The sequence below is a fragment of the Pseudomonas sp. BJa5 genome, from assembly GCF_030272875.2.
GTDB lineage: Bacteria > Pseudomonadota > Gammaproteobacteria > Pseudomonadales > Pseudomonadaceae > Aquipseudomonas.
The window spans coordinates 136307-155880 of record NZ_JALRNG020000006.1 but is presented as its reverse complement, the minus strand read 5'-3'; the positions used below and the strand labels follow the sequence as shown (position 1 = coordinate 155880).

Here is a 19574-nt window from a genome sequence, read left to right as displayed (position 1 = left end):
AAAATCAAGCCGTCAGTTTACGCCGGGCCAGCGCCCCGCCCAAGAGCCCGCTGAGGCAACCGACCAACAACCCGCCGACGTGGGCGGCGTTGGCGATCTGGCCAAAGCCCAGCAAGCTGACCAGTCCGGACAGGCACAGCAGCAGCCAGACCAGCATCATCACCAGCACCCCGCGCGGCATGCGATACACCGGGTTCGGCGCCAGCCACTGGTACAGCCAGACATGCCCGAGCAGGCCGTAGAGCACGCCCGACAAGCCGCCGAACAGGCTCGGCCCGCCGAACAGGTACTGCGCGGCGTTGGACACCAGGCTGAACAGCAGGGTCAGGCCCAGCAGCGACCAGGCGCCCTGGCGCAGCTCGATGCGCCGGCCCAGTTCCCAGTACCACAGGGCGTTCATGGCCAGGTGGAGGATGCCGAAATGCACCAGCATCGGCGTGAACAGCCGCCACCATTGGCCATCGGCCAGGCTCGCGGCCAGCGGGGTGAAGTACAGGTACTCGCCCTGTACGCGAAAATCGAGGAAGGTCAGCCAGCTCAGGGTGGCAAAGTTGTCGCCAAGGCCGGTCAGCCCGGCGACGATCAGGCACAACAGCAAGACCGCCGCAGTGGCCTTGCTGGCGCGCACTTGCTCACCCAGGCCCGGACGGGCCGGGACCGCGGGGGCCGCTTCGGCCGGCAACTGGAAGTCGGCATCGCCTTCGGGAAAGCGCTGGTACAGCTGGCGGACATCCTCGGCGAGGTTTTCCGCCACCCACAGTACCTGGTCACCGCCCTCCTCGCTGACCCGGTGCGGCACCTGCAGGCGCCGCAGCAGGCCGACAAAGCCGCTCAGGTCAGTGTTCAAGGGCATGCGCAAGACAACGACAGCGCTCATTGGCTGGCCTCCGGCCGTTCCACGTCGACCCAGACGAACTTGCGCGGGTCGATACGGGTTTCATCATCGAGTCGGTAAGCGACCAGCTTGCCGTACAGCACCGCGCTGTAGTCCAGGCAGGCCAGGTTGGAGCGGATCGGCGCCGGCTTGCCGCTGCGCCAGTAATGGCCGACGAACAGCATCGGTTCGTCCTCGCCGTAGCGCAGCAAGGCATTCTTCTGGCTGTGGCTGAGCGGCGTGCTGGCGACCTTTTCCGGCAAGGCGTCGGGCTGGAAGACGATGTCGCCGTAGGTCTGCGGGTCTTCTTCCCAGAACTTGGTGCGGAAGAAGGCCCGGGTCAGGCCGTCGCCACCGGTCAGGGTCAGGCCGTCGGGCAGGCGCATGTCGGTACCACGCAGCAGGCGGTTGCAGACGGTGGCGGCGAAACTGTCGGCAATCGCCGACGCCTGGACGAAATGCTCATCGATGCGGCCGTCGGGGTGCTGCAGGCGCAGCGGCTCGATCAGGCGCGGATCCCAGCAGGCATGCACCACGCGGAAACGCCCGGCGTCGATGAACAGCGGCAGTTCATAGAACCATTCGAGAAAGTCATGCCAGTCGTGGGGGTGCTGCTCGAACTGGGTCAGGGTTTCATAGATCAGCCGCCCGTGGCGCGGTGTGTGCTCGCGCACGAAATGCTTGCCGCTCTCGGGCAAGGCCGGGGTGTTCCAGCCCAGGGCGTTGTACTCGTGGTTGCCCATGATGCAGTGGGCCTGCCCGGCGTCGACCATGTCGTGGACGATATGCAGGGCCTCGCGGATCCGCGGGCCGCGGTCGATGATGTCGCCAAGGAACAGCGCCTGGCGCTGGGCATGGCGCCAGACACCGCCCTGGCGCTTGTAACCGAGGGCATCGAGCAGGCGTTCGAGGGTCAGTGCACAGCCATGCACGTCACCGATCAGGTCGTAACTGCGGGCCGGATCGAGCATCAGTCGCCTCCACCACCCAGACGGCTGCCCCAGCCGAGTTTGGTCCGGCAGACCTCATAGTAATTGTGGTCCAGCGGATGGATCAGGCGCAGCTTCTGCGGCTTTTTGTTCACCGTGATGGTGTCGCCGGGGGCGCAGGTGAAGTGGTTCTGGCCGTCACAGGAAATCTGCGGGTAGATCTGCAGGTCCTTGGACACCACGATCTTCAGCTCGCTGTTGCCGTCGACCACGATCGGCCGCCCGGACAGGGTATGCGGGTACATGGGCACGATGACGATGGCATCGAGCTTGGGGTGCATGATCGGCCCGCCCGCCGACAGCGCATAGGCGGTCGAGCCGGTCGGGGTGGCGACGATCAGGCCGTCGGCCTTCTGGCTGCAGACGAACTGGCCATCGATGTAGATCTCGAATTCGATCATCCGCGTCGACTTGCCCGGGTGCAGCACCACGTCGTTGAGCGCATCGCCCTGGCCGATGGCTTCGGCGTGGCGGCGCACTTCGGCCTGGAGCAGGAAGCGGTTTTCCACCAGGTAATGGCCATCGAGCACCTCGGCGACCTTCACCTCAAGTTCGTCCGGGCGGATGTCGGTGAGAAAGCCCAGGCTGCCACGGTTGATGCCCAGCACCGGAATGTTGTGCCGGGCCAGGGCGCGGGCGGCGCCCAGCAGGCTGCCGTCGCCACCGACGACGATGACCAGGTCGCAGACCTCGCCCAGCAGCTTGCGCGACGAAGTCTGCAGGCCGTGGCCGGGCAGCACTTCGGCGATGGTGTCCTCGAGGATCACGTGCAGATGCCGTTCCAGCAGGAATTTTTTCAGTCGGCGTATGGTATCGAGCACCTGGGAACTGCCGAGGCGGCCGATAATACCGATATTGCGAAATTGCTCCATGGGGCTCCTGCTAGGCGCTGCGGCGGGTAAAGAGGCGAGGCTCGCCAAAGAGTTCGATTATGGGCGAAAGCGCCGTGCAGCGGCAAACGCCGGAGAAAATCGCCAGGGCGCCGGTCTTAAGCGCTATGCTCGCTGGATGAACCCTTTTCCCGGCCTGACCGACCTGCCCCGCCAGTTGCGCCAGCCTCCGGTGCGCGACCTGGCCTGGGTCATCCTCGCCCCGCCGATGCTGCACCAGACGCCCTGGCCCCAGCGTCACCCGCTGGCGGCCAGCGACTGGGTGGCCGACCCCGGGCGCCTGCGCCAGTGGTTGCTGGCCCTGGACCGGGACAGCAGCCCGCTGCTGGACTGGCTGGCCCAGGCCACCACCCGGCGCCTGGGCCTGTACTACGAACGCCTATGGCAGTTCACCCTGCAGCATGCCCCCGGCGTGACTTTGCTGGCAGCCAACCTGCCAATCCGCAGCGCCGGGCACACCCTGGGCGAGCTGGATATCCTCCTGCGCGACGCGGACGGCGTGCACCACCAGGAACTGGCGATCAAGCTGTACCTGGGGCCGCCGGGGGGCGATGGCCAGGACCCGGCACACTGGCTGGGCCCGGGCTGCCATGACCGCCTGGACCGCAAGCTGGCGCACCTGCGCGATCACCAGTTGCCGATCTCGGCGCGGGCCGAAAGCCGCGAGGCGCTGGCGGCGCTGGAGATCGAGCAGTTCAGCGCCCAGTTGTGGCTGGCCGGCTACCTGTTCTACCCCTGGCCGGGGCATGCCGATTCGCCGCACGGTGCGCATCCGCAACATTTGCGTGGGCAGTGGCTGCATCGGTGCCACTGGCCGGCGTTTGTCGAGCAGAGCCTGGCGGGCGACTGGCAGCCGCTGCCGCGCCAGGCCTGGCTGGCGCCGGCGCGCTGTAGCGAAGAAGAGTGCTGGACGTCGGAGCGCTTGAATCAGTGGCTGGAACTGCTCGACCCGTTGGCGCCGGCGCAATTGCTGGTGCGCCTGGTGGAAGGCGACGACGGCGACTGGGAGGAAGTGCAGCGGGTGTTCCTGGTCTCCGATGCCTGGCCGAATTTGCCGGGGTGACGGGTTTTACGCCTGCTGCGCAGGCGATCGCAGGCTGCGCCAGCTCCCACAGATCTGGAAGCAACTGTTTTTGTGGGAACTGGCGAAGCCTGCGATGGGCCCTCCATCAAACCTGGGTCAGGCGCAGGGCCAGGGCAGCCAGGGTCAACAGCAACACCGGCACGGTCAATACGATCCCGACCTTGAAGTAATACCCCCAGCCGATCTTCACCCCCTTGCGCTCCAGCACATGCAGCCACAACAAGGTGGCCAGGCTGCCGATCGGGGTGATTTTCGGCCCCAGGTCGCTGCCGATCACGTTGGCATAGATCATCGCCTCCTTGACCACGCCACTGGCCGCGCTGGCATCGATCGACAAGGCGCCAATCAGCACCGTCGGCAGGTTGTTCATGATCGACGACAGCAGCGCCGCCAGCAGCCCCGTGCCCATGGCCGCGCCCCAGACGCCACCGGCGGCGAAGTCGTCGAGCCAGCCGGCCAGGTAGTCGGTCAACCCGGCATTGCGCAGGCCATAGACCACCAGGTACATCCCCAGGGAGAACACCACGATGTGCCAGGGCGCTTCCTTGAGCACCTTGCGCGTGGAGATCCGGTGCCCGCGCGCCGCCACCGCCAGCAGCACCGCCGCGCACACCGCCGAGATCGCGCTGATGGGGATGCCCAGCGGCTCCAGGGCGAAGCAGCCGATCAACAGCACCACCAGCACCAGCCAGCCGGCGACAAAAGTGGCCGGGTCCTGCACCACGCTACGCGGGCGGTCCAGCTGCAACGGGTCGTAGTCGGCCGGAATGTCGCGGCGGAAATACCACAGCAACACCGCCAGGGTCGCCGCCACACTGACCAGGTTCACCGGCATCATCACGCTGGCATAGCGGTTGAAGCCGATGCCGAAGAAGTCCGCCGAGACGATGTTGACCAGGTTCGACACCACCAGCGGCAGGCTCGCGGTGTCGGCGATAAAGCCTGCGGCCATGACGAAGGCCAGGGTCGCCGCCGGACTGAAACGCAGGGCCAGAAGCATGGCCACCACGATCGGCGTCAGGATCAATGCCGCACCATCGTTGGCGAACAGCGCCGAAACCAGCGCCCCGAGCAGCACGATATAGCAGAACAACCGGCGCCCGCTGCCGCGCCCCCAGCGCGCCACATGCAGCGCCGCCCAAGCGAAAAAGCCGGCGGCATCGAGCAGCAGGCTGATGATGATCAGGGCGATGAAAGTGCCGGTGGCATTCCAGATGATCTGCCAGACCACCGGGATATCGCCCCACTGCACCACGCCGGTGAGCAGCGCCAGCAGCGCCCCGCCGGTAGCACTCCAGCCCACCCCCAGGCCACGCGGCTGCCAGATCACCAGGGTAATGGTCAGGAGGAAAATCAATGACGCCATCAGCATGAGTCGCAGCCTTGCACGTACGGGTGGAAAACGGCGGATTCTAGCGACAGATCAATACCGGGGTAATGAAATTTTGTTTCAATGGCCGAGTAATCGGCGGTCCAGCGATTACAGTGAAATCACAGCGCCGCCAAGAGCGTGGACTTCGACCTGATGACGAGGATTGACCATGACCCTGAACACCCCACAGGCCCGCTACAACGGCCTGTCGATCGCCCTGCACTGGCTGATGCTGGTGCTGCTGGTGGCGGTCTACGCCCTGATCGAACTGCGCGGCCTGTTCCCCAAGGACAGCGCCGAACGCAACCTGATGAAAGACCTGCACTTCATGCTCGGCCTGACCGTGTTCGTGCTGGTGTGGCTACGCCTGGCCGTGCGCCTGGTCCGCCCCGCACCGCCGATCGTCCCGGCCCCGCCGGCCTGGCAGACTGGCCTGGCGCACCTGATGCACCTGGCCCTGTACCTGCTGATGATCGGCCTGCCGCTGGCTGGCTGGATGATCCTCAGCGCGGCGAACAAGCCGATCCCCTTCTATGGCTTCGAGCTACCGGCGCTGCTGGCACCGGACCCGGACCTGGCCAAGTCGATCAAGGGCTGGCACGAGCGCATCGGCAGCTGGGGTTACTGGCTGATCGGCCTGCATGCCGTGGCCGGCCTGTACCACCACTATGTGCAGCGTGATAACACCCTGCTGCGCATGCTGCCACGCGGCAACTAGGCAAAACCGCGGCGGCCCTGCAGGCCGCCGCTGTGCAGGAAGATCAGCCGTGTACCGGGGGCGAAGGCGCCCGCCTCGACCTGCTCGCGCAGGGCCAGCAGGGCCTTGCCGGCGTACAGCGGCTCCAGCGGCAGGCCCGATTCGCGCTCGCACGTGTCCATGAAGGCCAGCAAGGCTTCATCGACTTTGGCAAAACCTCCACGGCTGGCATCGTACAAGCGGTAGCCAGCGGGCCCGACCAGCGCCCGGACTGCTTCGGCCACGCCATGATCCGCTGGCACCGCCAGCGCGCCATGGACCGCATGGCCACCCTCCTCCGCCAGCACCAGCCCCGCCAGCGTGGTCCCCGTACCGGCAGCCAGCCACCAGGCGTCGTAGTCCGCCCAGCCCAGGTTCGCCAGCTGGGCCCGGGCCTGTGCGACGATCAAGGCACAACCCTTGGCGCCCAAGGGGCCGCCGCCCCCTTCAGGCACGCAGTGCCAGCCCGGATAAAGTGCCTGCCAGGGTTGCCAGAAGCCGGGTTGATGACGCTCCCGGTAGCCGCCGTAACCCAGCCAGTGCACCTGCATGCCGAATGCCTGCAGGTCGCGCACCGTCGGCGTGTCCTGGCAATGGCCACGCAGCAACCCTGCCGTGGCGAAGCCGAAGCGCTTGCCGGCGGCCGCCAGGGCGTGCAGGTGATTGGAATGGGCGCCGCCCAGGCTGATGATGCCGGGCGCTCCGGCGTCCTGGGCCAGGCGCAGGTGCTCCAGCAGCTTGAACCATTTATTGCCGCTGATCAGCGGGTCGATCAGGTCCAGGCGCAGCACCGCCAGCTCGACGTCAAACGGGCGCAGCCAGCTCAACGCCAGCGCTTGCAGGGGTGCCACGGGAAGGGAATCGAAGCCGGTCATTGACGCATCACTGCTGCAGGGAAGCAGCAGTCTACCAGCGCGGCGGGATCGGCACCCCGCCGCGCCTGTGCATCAGAGTTCGGCCGCCAGGCGCGAGCCCTGGTTGATCGCGCGCTTGGCATCCAGCTCGGCGGCCACATCGGCGCCGCCGATCAGGTGCACCGACTGCCCGGCGGCCTGCAGGCCATCGTGCAGTTCGCGCAACGGATCCTGGCCGGCGCAGATCACCACGTTATCCACAGCCAGCAACTGCGGCTCGCCCTCGCCAACGCGGATATGCAGGCCGTCGTTATCGATGCCCAGGTACTCGACGCTGTTGAGCATCTGCACCTGCTTGTTCTTCAGGCCCGTGCGGTGAATCCAGCCGGTGGTCTTGCCCAGGCCGTCGCCGACCTTGGACTTCTTGCGCTGCAACAAGAACACCTGGCGGGCCGGTGCATGAGGTTCGGCCTTGATCCCGGCCACCCCGCCACGGGCCTCCAGGGCGGTGTCGATGCCCCACTCCTTCCAGAACGCCTCGCGGTCCTGGCTGGTGGCCTTGCCCTGGTGCACCAGGTACTCGGAGACGTCGAAACCGATGCCGCCGGCACCGATCACCGCCACCTTCTGGCCCACCGGCTTACGCTCGAGCAGCACGTCCAGATAGCTCAGCACCTTGTCGTGTTCGACCCCCGGGATCGCCGGCAGGCGCGGCACGATACCGGTGGCCAGGATGATCTCGTCATAGCCGCCGGCCGCCAGTCGCTCGACGTCGACACGGGTGTTCAGGCACAGCTCGACTCCAGTGGTCTGCAGTTTGCGCTTGAAGTAGCGCAAGGTCTCATAGAACTCTTCCTTGCCCGGTACGCGCTTGGCGACGTTGAACTGGCCGCCGATCTCGCTGGCCGCGTCGAACAGCGTCACCTGGTGGCCGCGCTCGGCCGCCACGGTGGCCGCGGCAAGCCCGGCCGGGCCGGCGCCGACCACGGCAATATTCTTGACCTGGGTGACCGGCAGGTAGTTGAGCTCGGTTTCATGGCAGGCACGGGGGTTGACCAGGCAACTGGTCAGCTTGCCGCCGAAGGTGTGGTCCAGGCAGGCCTGGTTGCAGCCGATGCAGGTGTTGATCTCGTCGCCACGCCCGGCAGCGGCCTTGTTGACGAAGTCCGGGTCGGCGAGGAATGGCCGCGCCATGGAAACCATGTCGGCATCGCCCTCGACAAGGATCTGCTCGGCCACTTCCGGGGTGTTGATGCGGTTGGTGGTGATCAGCGGGATCTGCACCGCGCCGCGCAGCTTGGCCGTGACCTTGGCGAATGCCGCCCGTGGCACCTTGGTGGCGATGGTCGGGATCCGCGCTTCGTGCCAGCCGATGCCGGTGTTGATCAGGGTCGCGCCGGCCTGCTCGATGGCCTTGGCCAGCTGCACGATCTCTTCCCAGTTGCTGCCACCTTCGACCAGGTCGAGCATCGACAGGCGGAAGATGATGATGAAGTTCGGGCCCACGGCCTCGCGCACCCGGCGCACGATCTCCACCGCCAGGCGCATGCGGTTTTCGTAGCTGCCACCCCAGCGGTCGGTGCGCTGGTTGGTGTGGGCGGCGAGGAACTGGTTGATGAAGTAGCCTTCCGACCCCATGATCTCGACGCCGTCGTAGCCGGCGCTTTGCGCAAGCTGCGAGCAGGTGACGAAGTCCTGGATCTGTTTCTCGATGCCCGCCTCGTCCAGTTCGCGTGGCTTGAACGGGTTGATCGGCGCCTGGATGGCGCTCGGCGCGACCTGGCGCGGGCTGTAGGCGTAACGACCGGCATGCAGGATCTGCATGCATATCTTGCCGCCGGCCTCATGCACGGCACGGGTGACGATGCGGTGCTTGTCGGCCTCTTCGGCGGTGCACAGCTTGGCCGCACCGGAATACACCCCACCCTCGTCGTTCGGCGCAATGCCGCCGGTGACCATCAGGCCGACACCGCCACGGGCACGCTCGGCGAAATAGGCGGCCATGCGCTCGAAACCACCGGGCTTCTCTTCAAGGCCGGTGTGCATCGAGCCCATCAGGCTGCGGTTGCGCAGGGTGGTGAAGCCCAGGTCCAGCGGGGCGAGCAGGTGCGGGTAGTGAGCGGCGGCCATAGTGAACTCCACAACAGGCGTAATCACGGGATGCGGGTGCCTCGCAGAGGGAAGCGGGCCCCGTCGGTTATCTGTGACCGACATTAAAGAGCCCACCCCGAACGCTCAATGACCGAAACTTACAAGTTAATGACCCTACTGCTCAGCACCGACCTCAACGCGCCTCCGCATACGGCTTCAACGGGTTGACCGGCAGCGGCAGATTGCCCTGCCACGGATCGAAGCTGTAGCGCAGGTACAGCAAAGCGCGATTGGGCGAGTAGTCTTCGCTGCGTTGCAGGGTGAAGCCGCCGCCCAGCACCCAGTGATCGTCCAGGCGCCGCTCGACCAGGGCCTGGGCCAGGTAGCCCAGGCCCTTGTTGTCGTCGCTGCCACGCAGTTCGTCGATGTTGCTGCTCAGCAACGGCCCGTACTGATCGAGTATGTCGTCGTTGACCGATGACACCGGGAAGGCGCGTTCGGCATCGCTGTGCGCCCAGGAATAACCCACCGAGCCCTCCAGGTACACCGACCAGTCGGCGTTGCGCCAGGCATAGTTGACCGGCACGCCGAACGACAGGTAACGCTGCGGGCTGTAATAGCCGCCCTGGCCCAGGGTGTAGCCGCCCAGGTTGCGCTCGTAATGCCAGGTCATGGCCGTGGCGCCGATGCGCAGCTCTTCATCCGCCCGGTTGATCAGCCGGTAGTAATAGCCGCCCATGGCCCGCCAGCGCGTGTTGTCCTCGACGTTCTTGCCTTGCAGCCAGTGGTAGCCCAGGCTGGCCCAGACACCATCGTCCAGCCCGCGGTCATGGCTCAGGCCAAGGGTCACGCCGGTGGCCGTCACCCCGCCCCAGCTGATACCGGTGCGCGGGTCCTTGGCGCCGGCGTAGGACAGCAACGAGTTGTTCATCGGCCGGCGCGAACCGGTCAGGGTCCAGCCGATGCCGTGGCTCTTGCCATTGAAGGTGACGCCGCCCAGCAGGTTCTGCACCTCGAAGCCCATGGGCGAGGTGCCGATGTCGGCGCTCACCCCATCGCCCTGCCAACCGGCGGCCAGGGTGATGCCATCGGCGGTTTCCTTGCCGCCGGGGCAGCCGCTGGGAATGGCACCGGCGGCGTTGCGGCCACGGAACGAGCAACTGCCGAAGGCTTCGCGGTGCAGGCCATCGGCGTCGGTATCGAAGCTGGCCGCGCGCAACGACACTTGCTCGACCCGGGCAAAACCCAGGCCCTCGCCCACCGGCAACTGTGCATAGACCATGGTGGTCGAGGTGGTGAGGTCGGAAATGCCTTCGGCGCCGTCGTTGTCGCGCCAGCCGTAGTCCTGCTGGACCGTGACCGTGGGGCTCTGCCACTGGTAGAGCTGGTCGACGTCACGGCGCAGGCTCTGGCGCAGCCAGTCATCCTCGTCACTGGCGCGGCTGGCACGGGTCAGGGCGATGTCGTCGCGGGGGCTGGCCTGTTCGGCAGCGAGCAAGCCGGCATCGCGCATCGCCAGCGCGTAGTAGTCCAGCGCATGGTCGGCCTGCTGGCGCGGCACCATGCGTGCCAGGTCGCGGTACAACAAGGCATCCGGGGCGGTCTTGCGCCGGGCCACATCGGCCAGCAGCCGCCGCGCCCTGTCACGCTCGCCGACGGCGGCCCAGGCATTGCCCAGGCGCCGGCGGCCGTCGAGTTGGTCTTCAGGTACCAGGGGTTCATGTTGCTGCAGCGCCTGGCGCGCAGCCGTAGTGTCGCCCCGCTCGATCATCACCTCGATCTGCCCCAGGCGCGCCAGCGCGTCACCCGGCTGCAAGGCGAGGATGCGTGAGTAATAGCCGTCGGCAGCGTCAAGGTCACCGGTCTTGCGTGCCCAGCCGGCCAGTTGCTGCAGGTCGCCAAGCTGTTGCGCCAGCGGCTGGTCGGCTCCCAGCTGCCCTTGCAACACGGCCATGGCCCCGGCGGTGTCGCCGCGGTCGTCCAGGGCGCGGGCGCGCTCCACCACCACCTGACGCTGCAGGCGCTTGTGCAGGGCCTGCATGCCATCGTTCCATTGACCGGCCGGCACCTGTTCGAGGGTGTCGAGTCCGGCCTGGTTGCGTCCGCTTGCCTCCAGGTACAGGCCGTGGGCGAATCGCGCGGTCGGCTCCCGGCCCAGGCGCGCCAGCAGGTCGGCGAACACGGCGTCGGCCTGGGCGTCCTTGCCCTGCATGCGCAAGGCCCGGGCCAGGTCGCTGGCCAGCCAGGGGTCGTTGGGCGCCAACTGACGGGCCTGGCTCAACTGACGCTCGGCGCCCGCCCAGTCTTCGCGCTCCAGCGACTGCCGGGCCTGCCCGCGCAGCAGCTCCACTTGCGAGCCGGTGCCCGCCTGCCCACTGCCACTGCCACTGGCGGGCAGCGCCGCCCACTGCCGCTGTTTGGCCGGCAGGCTGGCGACGTAGCGTGAATGGCGCGCCGGGGACTGCGCCTGGTACAGGCGCGACAGGGCCCGCACGGTGTTCTCGTTACCCGGTTGCAGCTGCGCGGCCTGCAGGTAGTACTGCTCGGCTCGCGGCAGTTGCTTGCGGGCCATCGCCACATTGCCCAGCCCGAGCAGCGCCAGGGGCTCCTTGGGGTCGCGCCGGGCCGCTTCTTCATAGGCTTGCTGGGCGGCGTTGTAGTTGCCGGCGTTCAAGGCCTGGCGGCCGCGCTGCATCACCAGCCAGTACTCGGTGGACGCCAGTAGTTCATGCCATTTGCTGAGGATGTAGGTGTCCTGCTCCTCGGCCACGGCCTGCTTGAGCCAGTCCACCGCTTCCTGACGCCGCCCCTGGCGCGCCAGGGCCAGGCCCAGGTAACCCTTGAGGGTGGCGTCCTTGGGATAGGCCGCCAGCGCCTTGCGCAGGTTGCGCTCGGCCACGGCCGGTGTGCGTCGCTCCACCAGCATGCGGATGCCCAGCTGGCCGGCGCGCCAGGCCGGATCGCCGGTGAGCTTTTGTTGCCCGGCAAGCAACGTCTGGACCTGCTCCTGGTGGCTGTCACCCGGGTAGCGCTGCAAGAACGCCTGCCAGGCCCGCACGCTGGCATCGCTGGTCGGCTGCTTGCTCAGGTAAGCGAACTCAAGGCTGGCAGCCTGTTTGCGCGACTGGGTTTCGCCGGCCATGCGCTGCACCACCAGCAGTGCCTCGTCATTGCGCTTGGCACGGAACAACTGCTCGGCAAGGAATTGCTGCAACTCGGGGCTGCCCGGGTACTGCTTGTCCAGGGCGTAGAGGTGGTCGATGGTGGTCGGCAATTGATCGGGCAAGCGACTGCGGATGTGCCAGTACTCCAGGGCCAGCTCCAGGCTCGGCGGCTCGCCCTTGCCAAACGCGGCCTCATAACGCGACAGCGCCTCGTCGAATCGACCGGCAGTGGCCAGCAGGCGGATCTGCTGCAGGGTTTGCGCGCCTTCCCCGCTACTCATTTCCAGCAGGCGAGCCATCTGCCGATCCTGGGGACCGTCCGGGGCCAGGCGATGCAGATCGCCATACAACTGCCGGGCACGGTCAAGTTCGCCGGTGCGCACCGCCTGGCGGATGGAGGCACTGAGGGCGTCCAGGTTGTCCGGCTCCAGCAGGCGCAGGCGCGCCAGGGAGTCCTCGACCAGGCTCTCACGGTGGGTCGCCTCACCCAGGCGAATCTGCTGCATCAGCCATTCGCGCTGCTCGCCGCGATCGGCCGGCTGGGCCAGCAGGGTCAGGGGCACTGCGCCGAGGCACAGCAAGGTGGTCAATCTTCGCATTGCGCATCTTCCCAGCCGGGTATCAGTCTTCCCTTGGCGTCGAATCGGTAACGACGCTCATCCCATCCCTGGCCGAACAGGCTCAGGACCCGGTTGTAGTAGCCACTGGCGGGCGCTGCCGCCAAGCGCTGGCGCTGCTGCTGCAGGCCGTCCTTCTGGTTCAGTGCCGCCAGCATCGGCAACAGGGCCGCAGAAAAGCCCACGGGACCCTGGCCACTGCCTTCACCGCTGTCGACATTCACCGTTTCCGGTGGCACGCCCTGCCTGAGGGTCAGCTCGACCATCGGCCGGTAGCGCTCCAGCAGCGCCTTGCGCCCGCTGGCCGCGGGGTCGAGCATGCCCAGCCACAGGTAGACGCGGATGGCGTCGTAGCTGCCCTTGGCGCCGTTGACCGGGTCGCTGATCAAGCGGCCGTCCTCGCGCACCGCCAACCAGTCGGGCGCCAGGCCCTTGGGCGCACTGTTGAGCAACAGCGTGCGGCTGTTGTCGGCCAGCTCTTGCCAGAGCGGCGCCAGTTCGGCAAAGCGCTCCAGCACCTGGGGCGGCAGATAGCTGGTGTTCAGGCGAGTGCCCTTGGCCGTGACAAAGCCGCGGTCGCCCGGCAGCAGCATCACCCCCACGCCCGGCAGCGGGCGCAGGGTCTGCGCGGCCACCCGCCAGAGCACTTCGATGGCCAGTTCGCGGTACTCGGCCACCGCCCACAGACGCCCCGCCTCAAGCAGGCTGTAGGCCAGCCACAGGTCGGCATCGCTGGCATTGTTGCTGTCCAGTACGCGCCATTTGCCCTTCTCGTCCTGGCCCCACTTCCAGGCCGGCAACTGCTTGCTCAAATTGCCGCCAGCCAGGTTGTTCTCGGTCCAGCTGAGCAACTGGCGAAAGCGCTCGTGATCATTGGCCACCAGGGCGAAGAACAAGCCATAGGTCTGCCCTTCGGAGGTGCTGATGCGGCCTTGGGCCGGGTCGATCACCCGGCCGTCGGCTGTGACCAGCTCGGTCCTGAACTGCTCCCACGCCGGCCAGCAACTGGCGGCTGCCACGGACGCACACAGCCACAGCGCGCCGCCCAGCAGCCATCTGGCGCCCATCATTCCTTGCCCTCGGCCAGGCGCCGACGCGCCACCCAGGCCAGCAGGCGCCAGGCCACTATGCCCAGCAGCACGATGCTCAGTACCGCGCCCAGGGCCAGCAGCACCGGATGATAGGAGAGCTGCACCCAGAGCAGCATCCACCAAGGCAGGCGACCGACGAAGTAGGTGTCGCCCACGTAATGGCTGCTGACGCCGCTACTGCGGATCAGGCTGATCGAGCCGCGAATATGGTCGTTGAGCTTGCCGGGGTCGGTCAGGGCCTGGCGCAGCAGCGTGTAGTCGCCACTGTCGCTGGCCAGCAGGGCGACGATGCTGCGCTGTGCATGGTACGGCGACTGCATGCCGGTGATCGCCGCGATCGGCGCCCGCGCCACCACGTCGACCTGGCTGGCCGCGGCGTTGCCCGCACCTTCGCGCAGGCGCTGGGCACTGTTCACTTCAAGCGGCCAGGGCGAGCGCGCCTGGCGCAGCCAGTCGCGGGAACGGTCGAGCAACAGGTTCAGGGCGCGCCCCTCGGCGCCGCGCAGGTCATCGGGCAGCGGTCCCAGCACCAGCAGGTCGGCGTCTACCTTGGCCGCTGCCGCCCAGTCATCGGACAGTTGCAGGCCCAGGGCCGGATAGCCGATGCGCGAGGCCATGCCGCCGACCAGGTCGAGCATGGTGCCCAGTTGCAGTTCATCAGGCTTGGCCGGCATCAGCAGCAGAGTCTGCGACAAGTCGGCCATGCGGCTGAACGGGAACGCGCTACGGGCGAATGCACGCAGGTCGGGCATGGCGATGTAGTGGTAGAAGCCCGACAGGTCGATGGTCGAGTTCTCGTCGATGGCCGCCTGCACGTCCGCCGGCAGGTAGGTCTGGCACTGGCCGTTCTGGGCATTGCCGACCTTGCTGGCGAAGCTGAAGTCGTAGCGCAGCTTGTTGCGGTCATCGACCTTCAGCGCCGGCACCAGGGTCTTGTCGGACAGCGTCGAAGTATCGGCCGAGAACACCCGGGTGCGCAGTTCCTGCAGGGCCGCGCCCATGCCGTCGGAGCCTGGCAGGGGAATGCTGCCGACGAAGTGGTCGTTGAGGCGAATGGTCAGGCGCGATTCATCGGTCACCACCGGCGGCGTATAGCGATACAGGGTTTGCAGGGCCACGCCCTGGTTGCGCCAGACGAACAGGTCAGGCGGCAGGTTCAGCGACAGCTCGATCGGTTGCGGGCGCAGGCCGTTGACCTGCAACTGCCCCGGGTAGTCGAGCAGCTCGGCGAAGCGCACCGGACGGTCGGTGCGCACCCAGTTCGGCGCATCGTAAGGTACCCGCGGCTTGAGTTCCTGCACCTCTTGCACCGCCACTCGCGAGCCACGGAACAGGTCGGTGCCCACGGCCAGGGCCGAGGCCGCCTTGACCAGGTCATCCTCGTTGCGCCCCAGCACCAGCAGCACTTTGCTGTAGCGGTTGTCCGGGTGGGTGATCTGCTGGATCACTGGCCCATCTACCGGTGGAAAACGCTCGGGGTCGGCCATAAAGGCCGGACGGCGGTCGTTGGTGGCAAAGACAATGCTCGGCAGCGGTTGCAGGCTGGTCTGCGCCGGCAACTGGTTGTACAGCACCGGGAAAGTCGCCAGACGCCATTTCGCCTTGCTGCCGAAATAGGAGGCGAGGATGGCCGCGGCCTTCTGCGCGCCGAGCCCCGGGCTGCCGGCGAAGACCATGGGGATGCTCAGTTGGTCGGTGTCGCGCGCATCGAAATACGGCAGCGGGAAATACGCCAGGTCGTTGTCGGTGACCAGCGCCTGCTCATCGACGCGGATCACGCTTTTACGGCTGACGTTCAGCCACAGCGAACTGTGCGCAGGGTCCTCGCAGATATCGGTGTAGTGACCGACGAACTCCACACGCACGCGGTTGAAGTCCTGCACCAGCTTCGGGTCGAGGGCCATGCGCTGCTGGCGCGGCTGGCCGATATCGTCGGCGCTGATCGGCACCACGCCCATCAACTCGTCGTTCAGGTACACCCGCAGGTGCGACAGGCGCGGCACCAGGGCCGGCGAGGGGGTGAAGTTCAGCTCCAGCTCGACGTTGCTGGCCAGGCGGTCGCGGCGCAGGCTGAATTCGATCTGATCGCTGTTGCGCACGCCCATCAGCAGGCTGTCGCTGCCACGGCCCAGGCTTTCGAAGGTGTGCGCACGCAACCAGTGGGGCACCTGTGGCGCGGCGTCAGGGGGCACCGGCTGCTCCTGGGCAGCCAGCGAGAACGGCAGGCCCATGGCGGCCATCAGCAGGGTCAGGGTCCAGGAAGACAGGAACGAACGCTTCATGTCGTGCTCTTCATTGAGTCAGGGGGAATGGGACGCGGCATCCGCGGGAAGAAGCTGAGCAACCACCGCGTTGCGACAATGAGCGGCTGTGCCGGCAGGCGCACCCAGGCCGGGGCATACTCGATGACCCGGTAGTAGCCCGTGGCGCCCAGCGCCAGCACATCGAAGAAACTGCGCAGGGGTTTGTCAGGCACGTGGCTGTCGGTCCAGCCCAGCCAGTTGTCGGCCCGGGCGAAGGTGCACTGCACGTAATCGATGCGTTGTTGCAGGGTCAGGTCCGCCAGGCTGATGCCCACCTGGCGGTCGACCGTGCGCATGACCCGGCCGGGAAAGACGAACTCGCGCCCTGCCCGCTCCAGCAGCAATAGCACCTGGCTGCCCGGTTCGAGCGCGCGGGCGGTTTGCAGCTCGATCCCGGCACCGCCGTCGGAGTAGTCATAGAGCAGCCCCGGGTACAGGTGCCCGTCCGCCAGGCGCAAGGCCGCCGGCAACTTCACCGGCACGCGATGGAAGCGCCGCACCTGGCGCACCTCGGCCGCCACCGCCAGGGCCGCGCCGATCAACAGCAGGTTATAGATCACCCACAGTGAGCTGACGATCACCGTGCCGTATTCATTGCTTGGCCCGTAGCTGAAGCGCCACACCGCGAAGGCCAGCCCCACCACGTTGAGCGCGGCAAGCACCAGGTAAGGTCGGGCGATGCGCCAGTCGAGCCGGTCGCTGTCGGTCATGCCGCCCTTGACCGTCACATCGAAGGCGCCGCGCTTGGGCGAGAACAGCGCCACCAGGGTCGGGCGCATGATGTACCAGGCCAGCACCGACTCGTAGACCTCGCCCCAGAACGTCTGCCGATACGGCCCCTGGACCCGCGAGTTGACCAGGCTGGCATGCAGCATGTGCGGCAGCACATAGAGCAACAGCAGCACTGCCGGCGCATAGATCACATAGGCATGCAGGAACAGGAAGGCCAGTGGCGCGGTGAGGAAGATCAGTCGCGGCAGGCCGGAGAGGAAGTGCAGCATGGCGTTGGCGTAGCACAGCCGCTGGAACAGGCTCAGGCCCTTGCCCAGCAACGGGTTGTCCAGACGAAAGATCTGCACCATGCCCCGCGCCCAGCGGATGCGCTGGCGCACGTGGGCGGCCAGGCTGTCGGTGGCCAGGCCCGCCGCTAGGGGAATGCGCATGTACGCCGAGTTCCAGCCGGCGCGGTGCAGGCGCAAGGCGGTGTGGGCATCCTCGGTGACGGTCTGGGTGGCGAAGCCGTTGATGTCATCCAGGGCCGCACGGCGCAGGACCGCGCACGAGCCGCAGAAGAAGGTGGCGTTCCACAGGTCGTTGCCGTCCTGGATCAGGCCGTAGAACAACTCGCCTTCGTTGGGCTTGCGGCGGAACGAACCCAGGTTGTGTTCGAACGGGTCGGCCGAGAAGAAGTGGTGTGGGGTCTGCACCAGGGCCATTTTCGGGTCCTGGAGGAACCAGCCGACAGTCAGCTGCAAGAAAGCCCGCACCGGGATATGGTCGCAGTCGAACACCGCAACCAGCTCGCCGGTCAGACGCTGCAGCGCGTGGTTGAGGTTGCCGGCCTTGGCGCCGCGGTTGTCGTGGCGGTCGATATAACCGACCCCGACCTCCCTGGCGAAGGCACGGAACGCCGGGCGGGCGCCGTCATCGAGGATGTACACCTTGAGCTTGTCCTGCGGCCAGTCCAGGCCCAGGGCGGCCATGACCGTGGTGCGTACCACCGACAGGTCTTCGTTGTAGGTCGGGATCACCAGGTCGACCGTCGGCCACAGGCGCCGGTCCTCGGGCAGCGCCAGCACCGGCCGGCGCAGGGGCCAGACGCTCTGCACGAAGCTCAGGATCAGCACCAGCCAGGAATAGGTCTCGGCCAGCAGCAGGATCATGCCCAGCACCAGGTCCAGGTCATTGGCCCAGTGCAGCGTCGAGGTGTAGCGCCACCACAGGTAGCGGCAGGAGATGGTGATCGACAGGATGATCATCATCAGCGTCGGGAAGCGCCCGGGCATGTAGCGCATCAGCATCGCCATGGCGCCCAGGGTCAACACGAACACCAGTTGCGCGTAGAGGTTGAATGGCGAGGTGATGCAGGCCAGCGCGATCAGCAGCCCCACCACCGCCAGGACCCAGTAGAACAGCCGTTCGCCACGTGTGCCGCTGGCCTTGATCCGTTGCTGGGTCTGCGCCAGGGCGTCGCTGTGACCGATTCGCCGGGGCAATCCGCGCATCAGGCGAATCAGCGGCTGGCGTACCCCTTGCACCAGGGCGTAAGTTGCGCGCCCCAGGCGCCGTAGCCAGGTAACCCCGCGTCCACGTTTGAGATCGGCACCCCGGGCCGGGCGCGCAGGCTTGAGCAGCAACAGCCAGAGCGTCTGCACCAGGCCACGCAACGGATCGCCCAGGCTCGGCCGCTTGTTGGCCAGTTGCGGGTAGTACTGGCGCCAGTTGCGCAGCAGGCGTTGCCACTGCGGCGAGTCCAGGCGCAGGAACACCCAGGCCAAGGCAGCGCCGAGGCTCAGCACCACTGCTGTGAACGGCCGGGCGCCGCGCTGGCGATAGGCGCGATAGTGGTTCATCAGCCCTGCGCCCCCTGTGCCAGCAGCCAGGTGGCCAGGCTGCGTACGTCATGGCTGGCGAGCGAGTCGGGGGCGTAGTAGCCCACCGGGCTCTTCCAGGCCAGGGCGCAGGCCATGGCCTCGTCGCGGTGGATCACCTGGGGAATCAGTTTCCCTTGGCGCTCGCCCCAGAGCAGCAGCAGGTCGCGTTGCAGCTGGCTGATCGGGTCGAAGCGGTTGACCAGCAGGAAGTCGTCGCCCGCCCCTTCGGTGCTCAGTAATGCATGACAGGCGGCGTCGGCCTCCAGCACCCGGATGCGCGTCACCGGCTCAGGCAACGCTGGCCCGCCCGGTTGCCCGCCCGGCAAGATGGCCGGCATGTCCAGCAATATCCAGTCGAAGTGCGCCTGCAACTGTTGCAGGCGTTGCGTCCATTCTTGCGCCTGCTCGTTCAGTGCACCCACCTCCAGCCGCCCGAACGGTAGCAGGTACAAGCCCTCCACCACCTCAAACAAGGCCTCGCTCCAGCGCCCCTCGGCGTCCTGCTCGGCAGTGGCCCAGCCCCGGGTCGCGTCCAGGGCCAGGTTGCAGTGCAGGCGCAGCAGGTTGCGCGGGTGCAGGTCGATCATCAGGACGCGTTGCTGCAGCCCGTGCAGGGCAAAGCCCAGTGCCGCGACCATCGACGTGGTGCCCACACCACCGCGCAGGCCGCTCAGTGCCACTACCGTCATGCCTGGGGCGCCTTGTGGTTGGCCTGTGCCCGGACCGGGGCACCGTCGCCGGACCAGCCCTCGCTTTCGGCCAGCAGCGGCCAGCGCCGGCACGCGGCCAGCAGCTCGCCCTCGCGGCTGATGTCCTGGTACGGCATGGCCTCTTCGCCCAGGCGCTGCTTGAGCCGGGCAATGTCATCGTTGCGTTGTTTACGGTCGTCCTGAGCCATATCGCCTCCTCATCACT

Annotated in this window: 14 protein-coding genes; 2 read left to right on the top strand and 12 right to left on the bottom strand. The window is 67.1% G+C overall.

From position 1 onward, the window contains the following. Positions 1–4: 4 nt before the first annotated feature. The 3 genes from M2D63_RS05605 to M2D63_RS05595 are packed head-to-tail and all read right to left on the bottom strand — an operon-like array spanning position 5 to position 2735. On the bottom strand, positions 5–877 hold the full coding sequence (locus tag M2D63_RS05605; RefSeq protein ID WP_285861817.1) for a rhomboid family intramembrane serine protease: 873 nt from the start codon (positions 875–877) through the stop codon (positions 5–7). Beyond that, entirely contained in the window at positions 874–1845 is a 972-nt protein-coding gene (locus M2D63_RS05600) for a metallophosphoesterase (protein WP_285861816.1), read from the bottom strand. The genes M2D63_RS05605 and M2D63_RS05600 overlap by 4 nt, the downstream gene beginning before the upstream one ends. After that, positions 1845–2735 (bottom strand): NAD(+) kinase, encoded by an 891-nt coding sequence (locus M2D63_RS05595; protein WP_285861815.1) that lies wholly within the window; start codon positions 2733–2735, stop codon positions 1845–1847. The genes M2D63_RS05600 and M2D63_RS05595 overlap by 1 nt, the downstream gene beginning before the upstream one ends. Positions 2736–2871: 136 nt before the next feature. Between M2D63_RS05595 and M2D63_RS05590 the strand changes: the two genes are divergently transcribed. Further along, positions 2872–3816 carry a DUF1853 family protein gene (locus M2D63_RS05590; RefSeq protein ID WP_285861814.1) on the top strand — a complete coding sequence of 315 codons (945 nt, stop codon included), beginning with the start codon at positions 2872–2874 and terminating at the stop codon, positions 3814–3816. Between the two features lie 106 nt (positions 3817–3922). Here M2D63_RS05590 and M2D63_RS05585 read toward each other — a convergent pair whose 3' ends face one another. Further along, a complete protein-coding gene (locus M2D63_RS05585; RefSeq protein ID WP_285861813.1) occupies positions 3923–5209 on the bottom strand; it encodes an arsenic transporter in 1287 nt (428 codons plus the stop codon). Between the two features lie 169 nt (positions 5210–5378). Between M2D63_RS05585 and M2D63_RS05580 the strand changes: the two genes are divergently transcribed. Further along, positions 5379–5927 carry a cytochrome b gene (locus M2D63_RS05580; RefSeq protein WP_285861812.1) on the top strand — a complete coding sequence of 183 codons (549 nt, stop codon included), beginning with the start codon at positions 5379–5381 and terminating at the stop codon, positions 5925–5927. Here the strand turns inward: M2D63_RS05580 and M2D63_RS05575 are convergent. The 8 genes from M2D63_RS05575 to bcsR form a co-directional block, all read right to left on the bottom strand. After that, complete coding sequence (locus M2D63_RS05575; RefSeq protein ID WP_285861811.1) at positions 5924–6820, bottom strand: 1-aminocyclopropane-1-carboxylate deaminase/D-cysteine desulfhydrase; 897 nt, start codon at positions 6818–6820, stop codon at positions 5924–5926. The two genes, M2D63_RS05580 and M2D63_RS05575, sit on opposite strands and share 4 nt — an antisense overlap. Before the next feature lie 72 nt (positions 6821–6892). Continuing rightward, positions 6893–8929, bottom strand: a complete 2037-nt coding sequence (locus M2D63_RS05570; RefSeq protein WP_285861810.1) for an NADPH-dependent 2,4-dienoyl-CoA reductase — start codon at positions 8927–8929, stop codon at positions 6893–6895. 154 nt (positions 8930–9083) lie between these two features. After that, a complete protein-coding gene (bcsC, locus tag M2D63_RS05565; RefSeq protein WP_285861809.1) occupies positions 9084–12653 on the bottom strand; it encodes a cellulose synthase complex outer membrane protein BcsC in 3570 nt (1189 codons plus the stop codon). Further along, the gene (bcsZ, locus tag M2D63_RS05560) at positions 12641–13738 is read right to left on the bottom strand and encodes a cellulose synthase complex periplasmic endoglucanase BcsZ (protein ID WP_405309158.1); all 1098 of its coding nucleotides are present in this window, start codon (positions 13736–13738) and stop codon (positions 12641–12643) included. Before bcsZ ends, bcsC begins: the two co-directional genes overlap by 13 nt. Then, positions 13738–16044, bottom strand: a complete 2307-nt coding sequence (gene bcsB, locus M2D63_RS05555) for a cellulose biosynthesis cyclic di-GMP-binding regulatory protein BcsB (protein ID WP_405309156.1) — start codon at positions 16042–16044, stop codon at positions 13738–13740. The genes bcsZ and bcsB overlap by 1 nt, the downstream gene beginning before the upstream one ends. Further along, positions 16041–18638, bottom strand: coding sequence for a UDP-forming cellulose synthase catalytic subunit (gene bcsA / locus M2D63_RS05550; RefSeq protein WP_285861807.1), 2598 nt, complete (start codon positions 18636–18638; stop codon positions 16041–16043). Before bcsA ends, bcsB begins: the two co-directional genes overlap by 4 nt. Then, positions 18638–19348: a cellulose biosynthesis protein BcsQ gene (gene bcsQ, locus M2D63_RS05545; RefSeq protein WP_285861806.1), complete on the bottom strand. Its 711-nt coding sequence runs from the start codon at positions 19346–19348 to the stop codon at positions 18638–18640. Before bcsQ ends, bcsA begins: the two co-directional genes overlap by 1 nt. Then, positions 19345–19557: a cellulose biosynthesis protein BcsR gene (bcsR, locus tag M2D63_RS05540; protein ID WP_285861804.1), complete on the bottom strand. Its 213-nt coding sequence runs from the start codon at positions 19555–19557 to the stop codon at positions 19345–19347. The genes bcsQ and bcsR overlap by 4 nt, the downstream gene beginning before the upstream one ends. Between the last annotated feature and the right edge of the window lie 17 nt (positions 19558–19574).

What these genes read in the sequence shown, in the direction of transcription:
- bcsB (WP_405309156.1), bottom strand. Translation starts at nt 16,044, where the DNA reads ATGAAGCGTTCGTTCCTGTCTTCCTGGACCCTGACCCTGCTGATGGCC.
- M2D63_RS05595 (WP_285861815.1), bottom strand. Translation starts at nt 2,735, where the DNA reads ATGGAGCAATTTCGCAATATCGGTATTATCGGCCGCCTCGGCAGTTCC.
- M2D63_RS05570 (WP_285861810.1), bottom strand. Translation starts at nt 8,929, where the DNA reads ATGGCCGCCGCTCACTACCCGCACCTGCTCGCCCCGCTGGACCTGGGC.
- M2D63_RS05590 (WP_285861814.1), top strand. Translation starts at nt 2,872, where the DNA reads ATGAACCCTTTTCCCGGCCTGACCGACCTGCCCCGCCAGTTGCGCCAG.
- M2D63_RS05580 (WP_285861812.1), top strand. Translation starts at nt 5,379, where the DNA reads ATGACCCTGAACACCCCACAGGCCCGCTACAACGGCCTGTCGATCGCC.
- bcsC (WP_285861809.1), bottom strand. Translation starts at nt 12,653, where the DNA reads ATGCGAAGATTGACCACCTTGCTGTGCCTCGGCGCAGTGCCCCTGACC.
- M2D63_RS05600 (WP_285861816.1), bottom strand. Translation starts at nt 1,845, where the DNA reads ATGCTCGATCCGGCCCGCAGTTACGACCTGATCGGTGACGTGCATGGC.
- bcsQ (WP_285861806.1), bottom strand. Translation starts at nt 19,348, where the DNA reads ATGACGGTAGTGGCACTGAGCGGCCTGCGCGGTGGTGTGGGCACCACG.
- bcsR (WP_285861804.1), bottom strand. Translation starts at nt 19,557, where the DNA reads ATGGCTCAGGACGACCGTAAACAACGCAACGATGACATTGCCCGGCTC.
- bcsA (WP_285861807.1), bottom strand. Translation starts at nt 18,638, where the DNA reads ATGAACCACTATCGCGCCTATCGCCAGCGCGGCGCCCGGCCGTTCACA.
- M2D63_RS05605 (WP_285861817.1), bottom strand. Translation starts at nt 877, where the DNA reads ATGAGCGCTGTCGTTGTCTTGCGCATGCCCTTGAACACTGACCTGAGC.
- bcsZ (WP_405309158.1), bottom strand. Translation starts at nt 13,738, where the DNA reads ATGGGCGCCAGATGGCTGCTGGGCGGCGCGCTGTGGCTGTGTGCGTCC.
- M2D63_RS05585 (WP_285861813.1), bottom strand. Translation starts at nt 5,209, where the DNA reads ATGCTGATGGCGTCATTGATTTTCCTCCTGACCATTACCCTGGTGATC.
- M2D63_RS05575 (WP_285861811.1), bottom strand. Translation starts at nt 6,820, where the DNA reads ATGACCGGCTTCGATTCCCTTCCCGTGGCACCCCTGCAAGCGCTGGCG.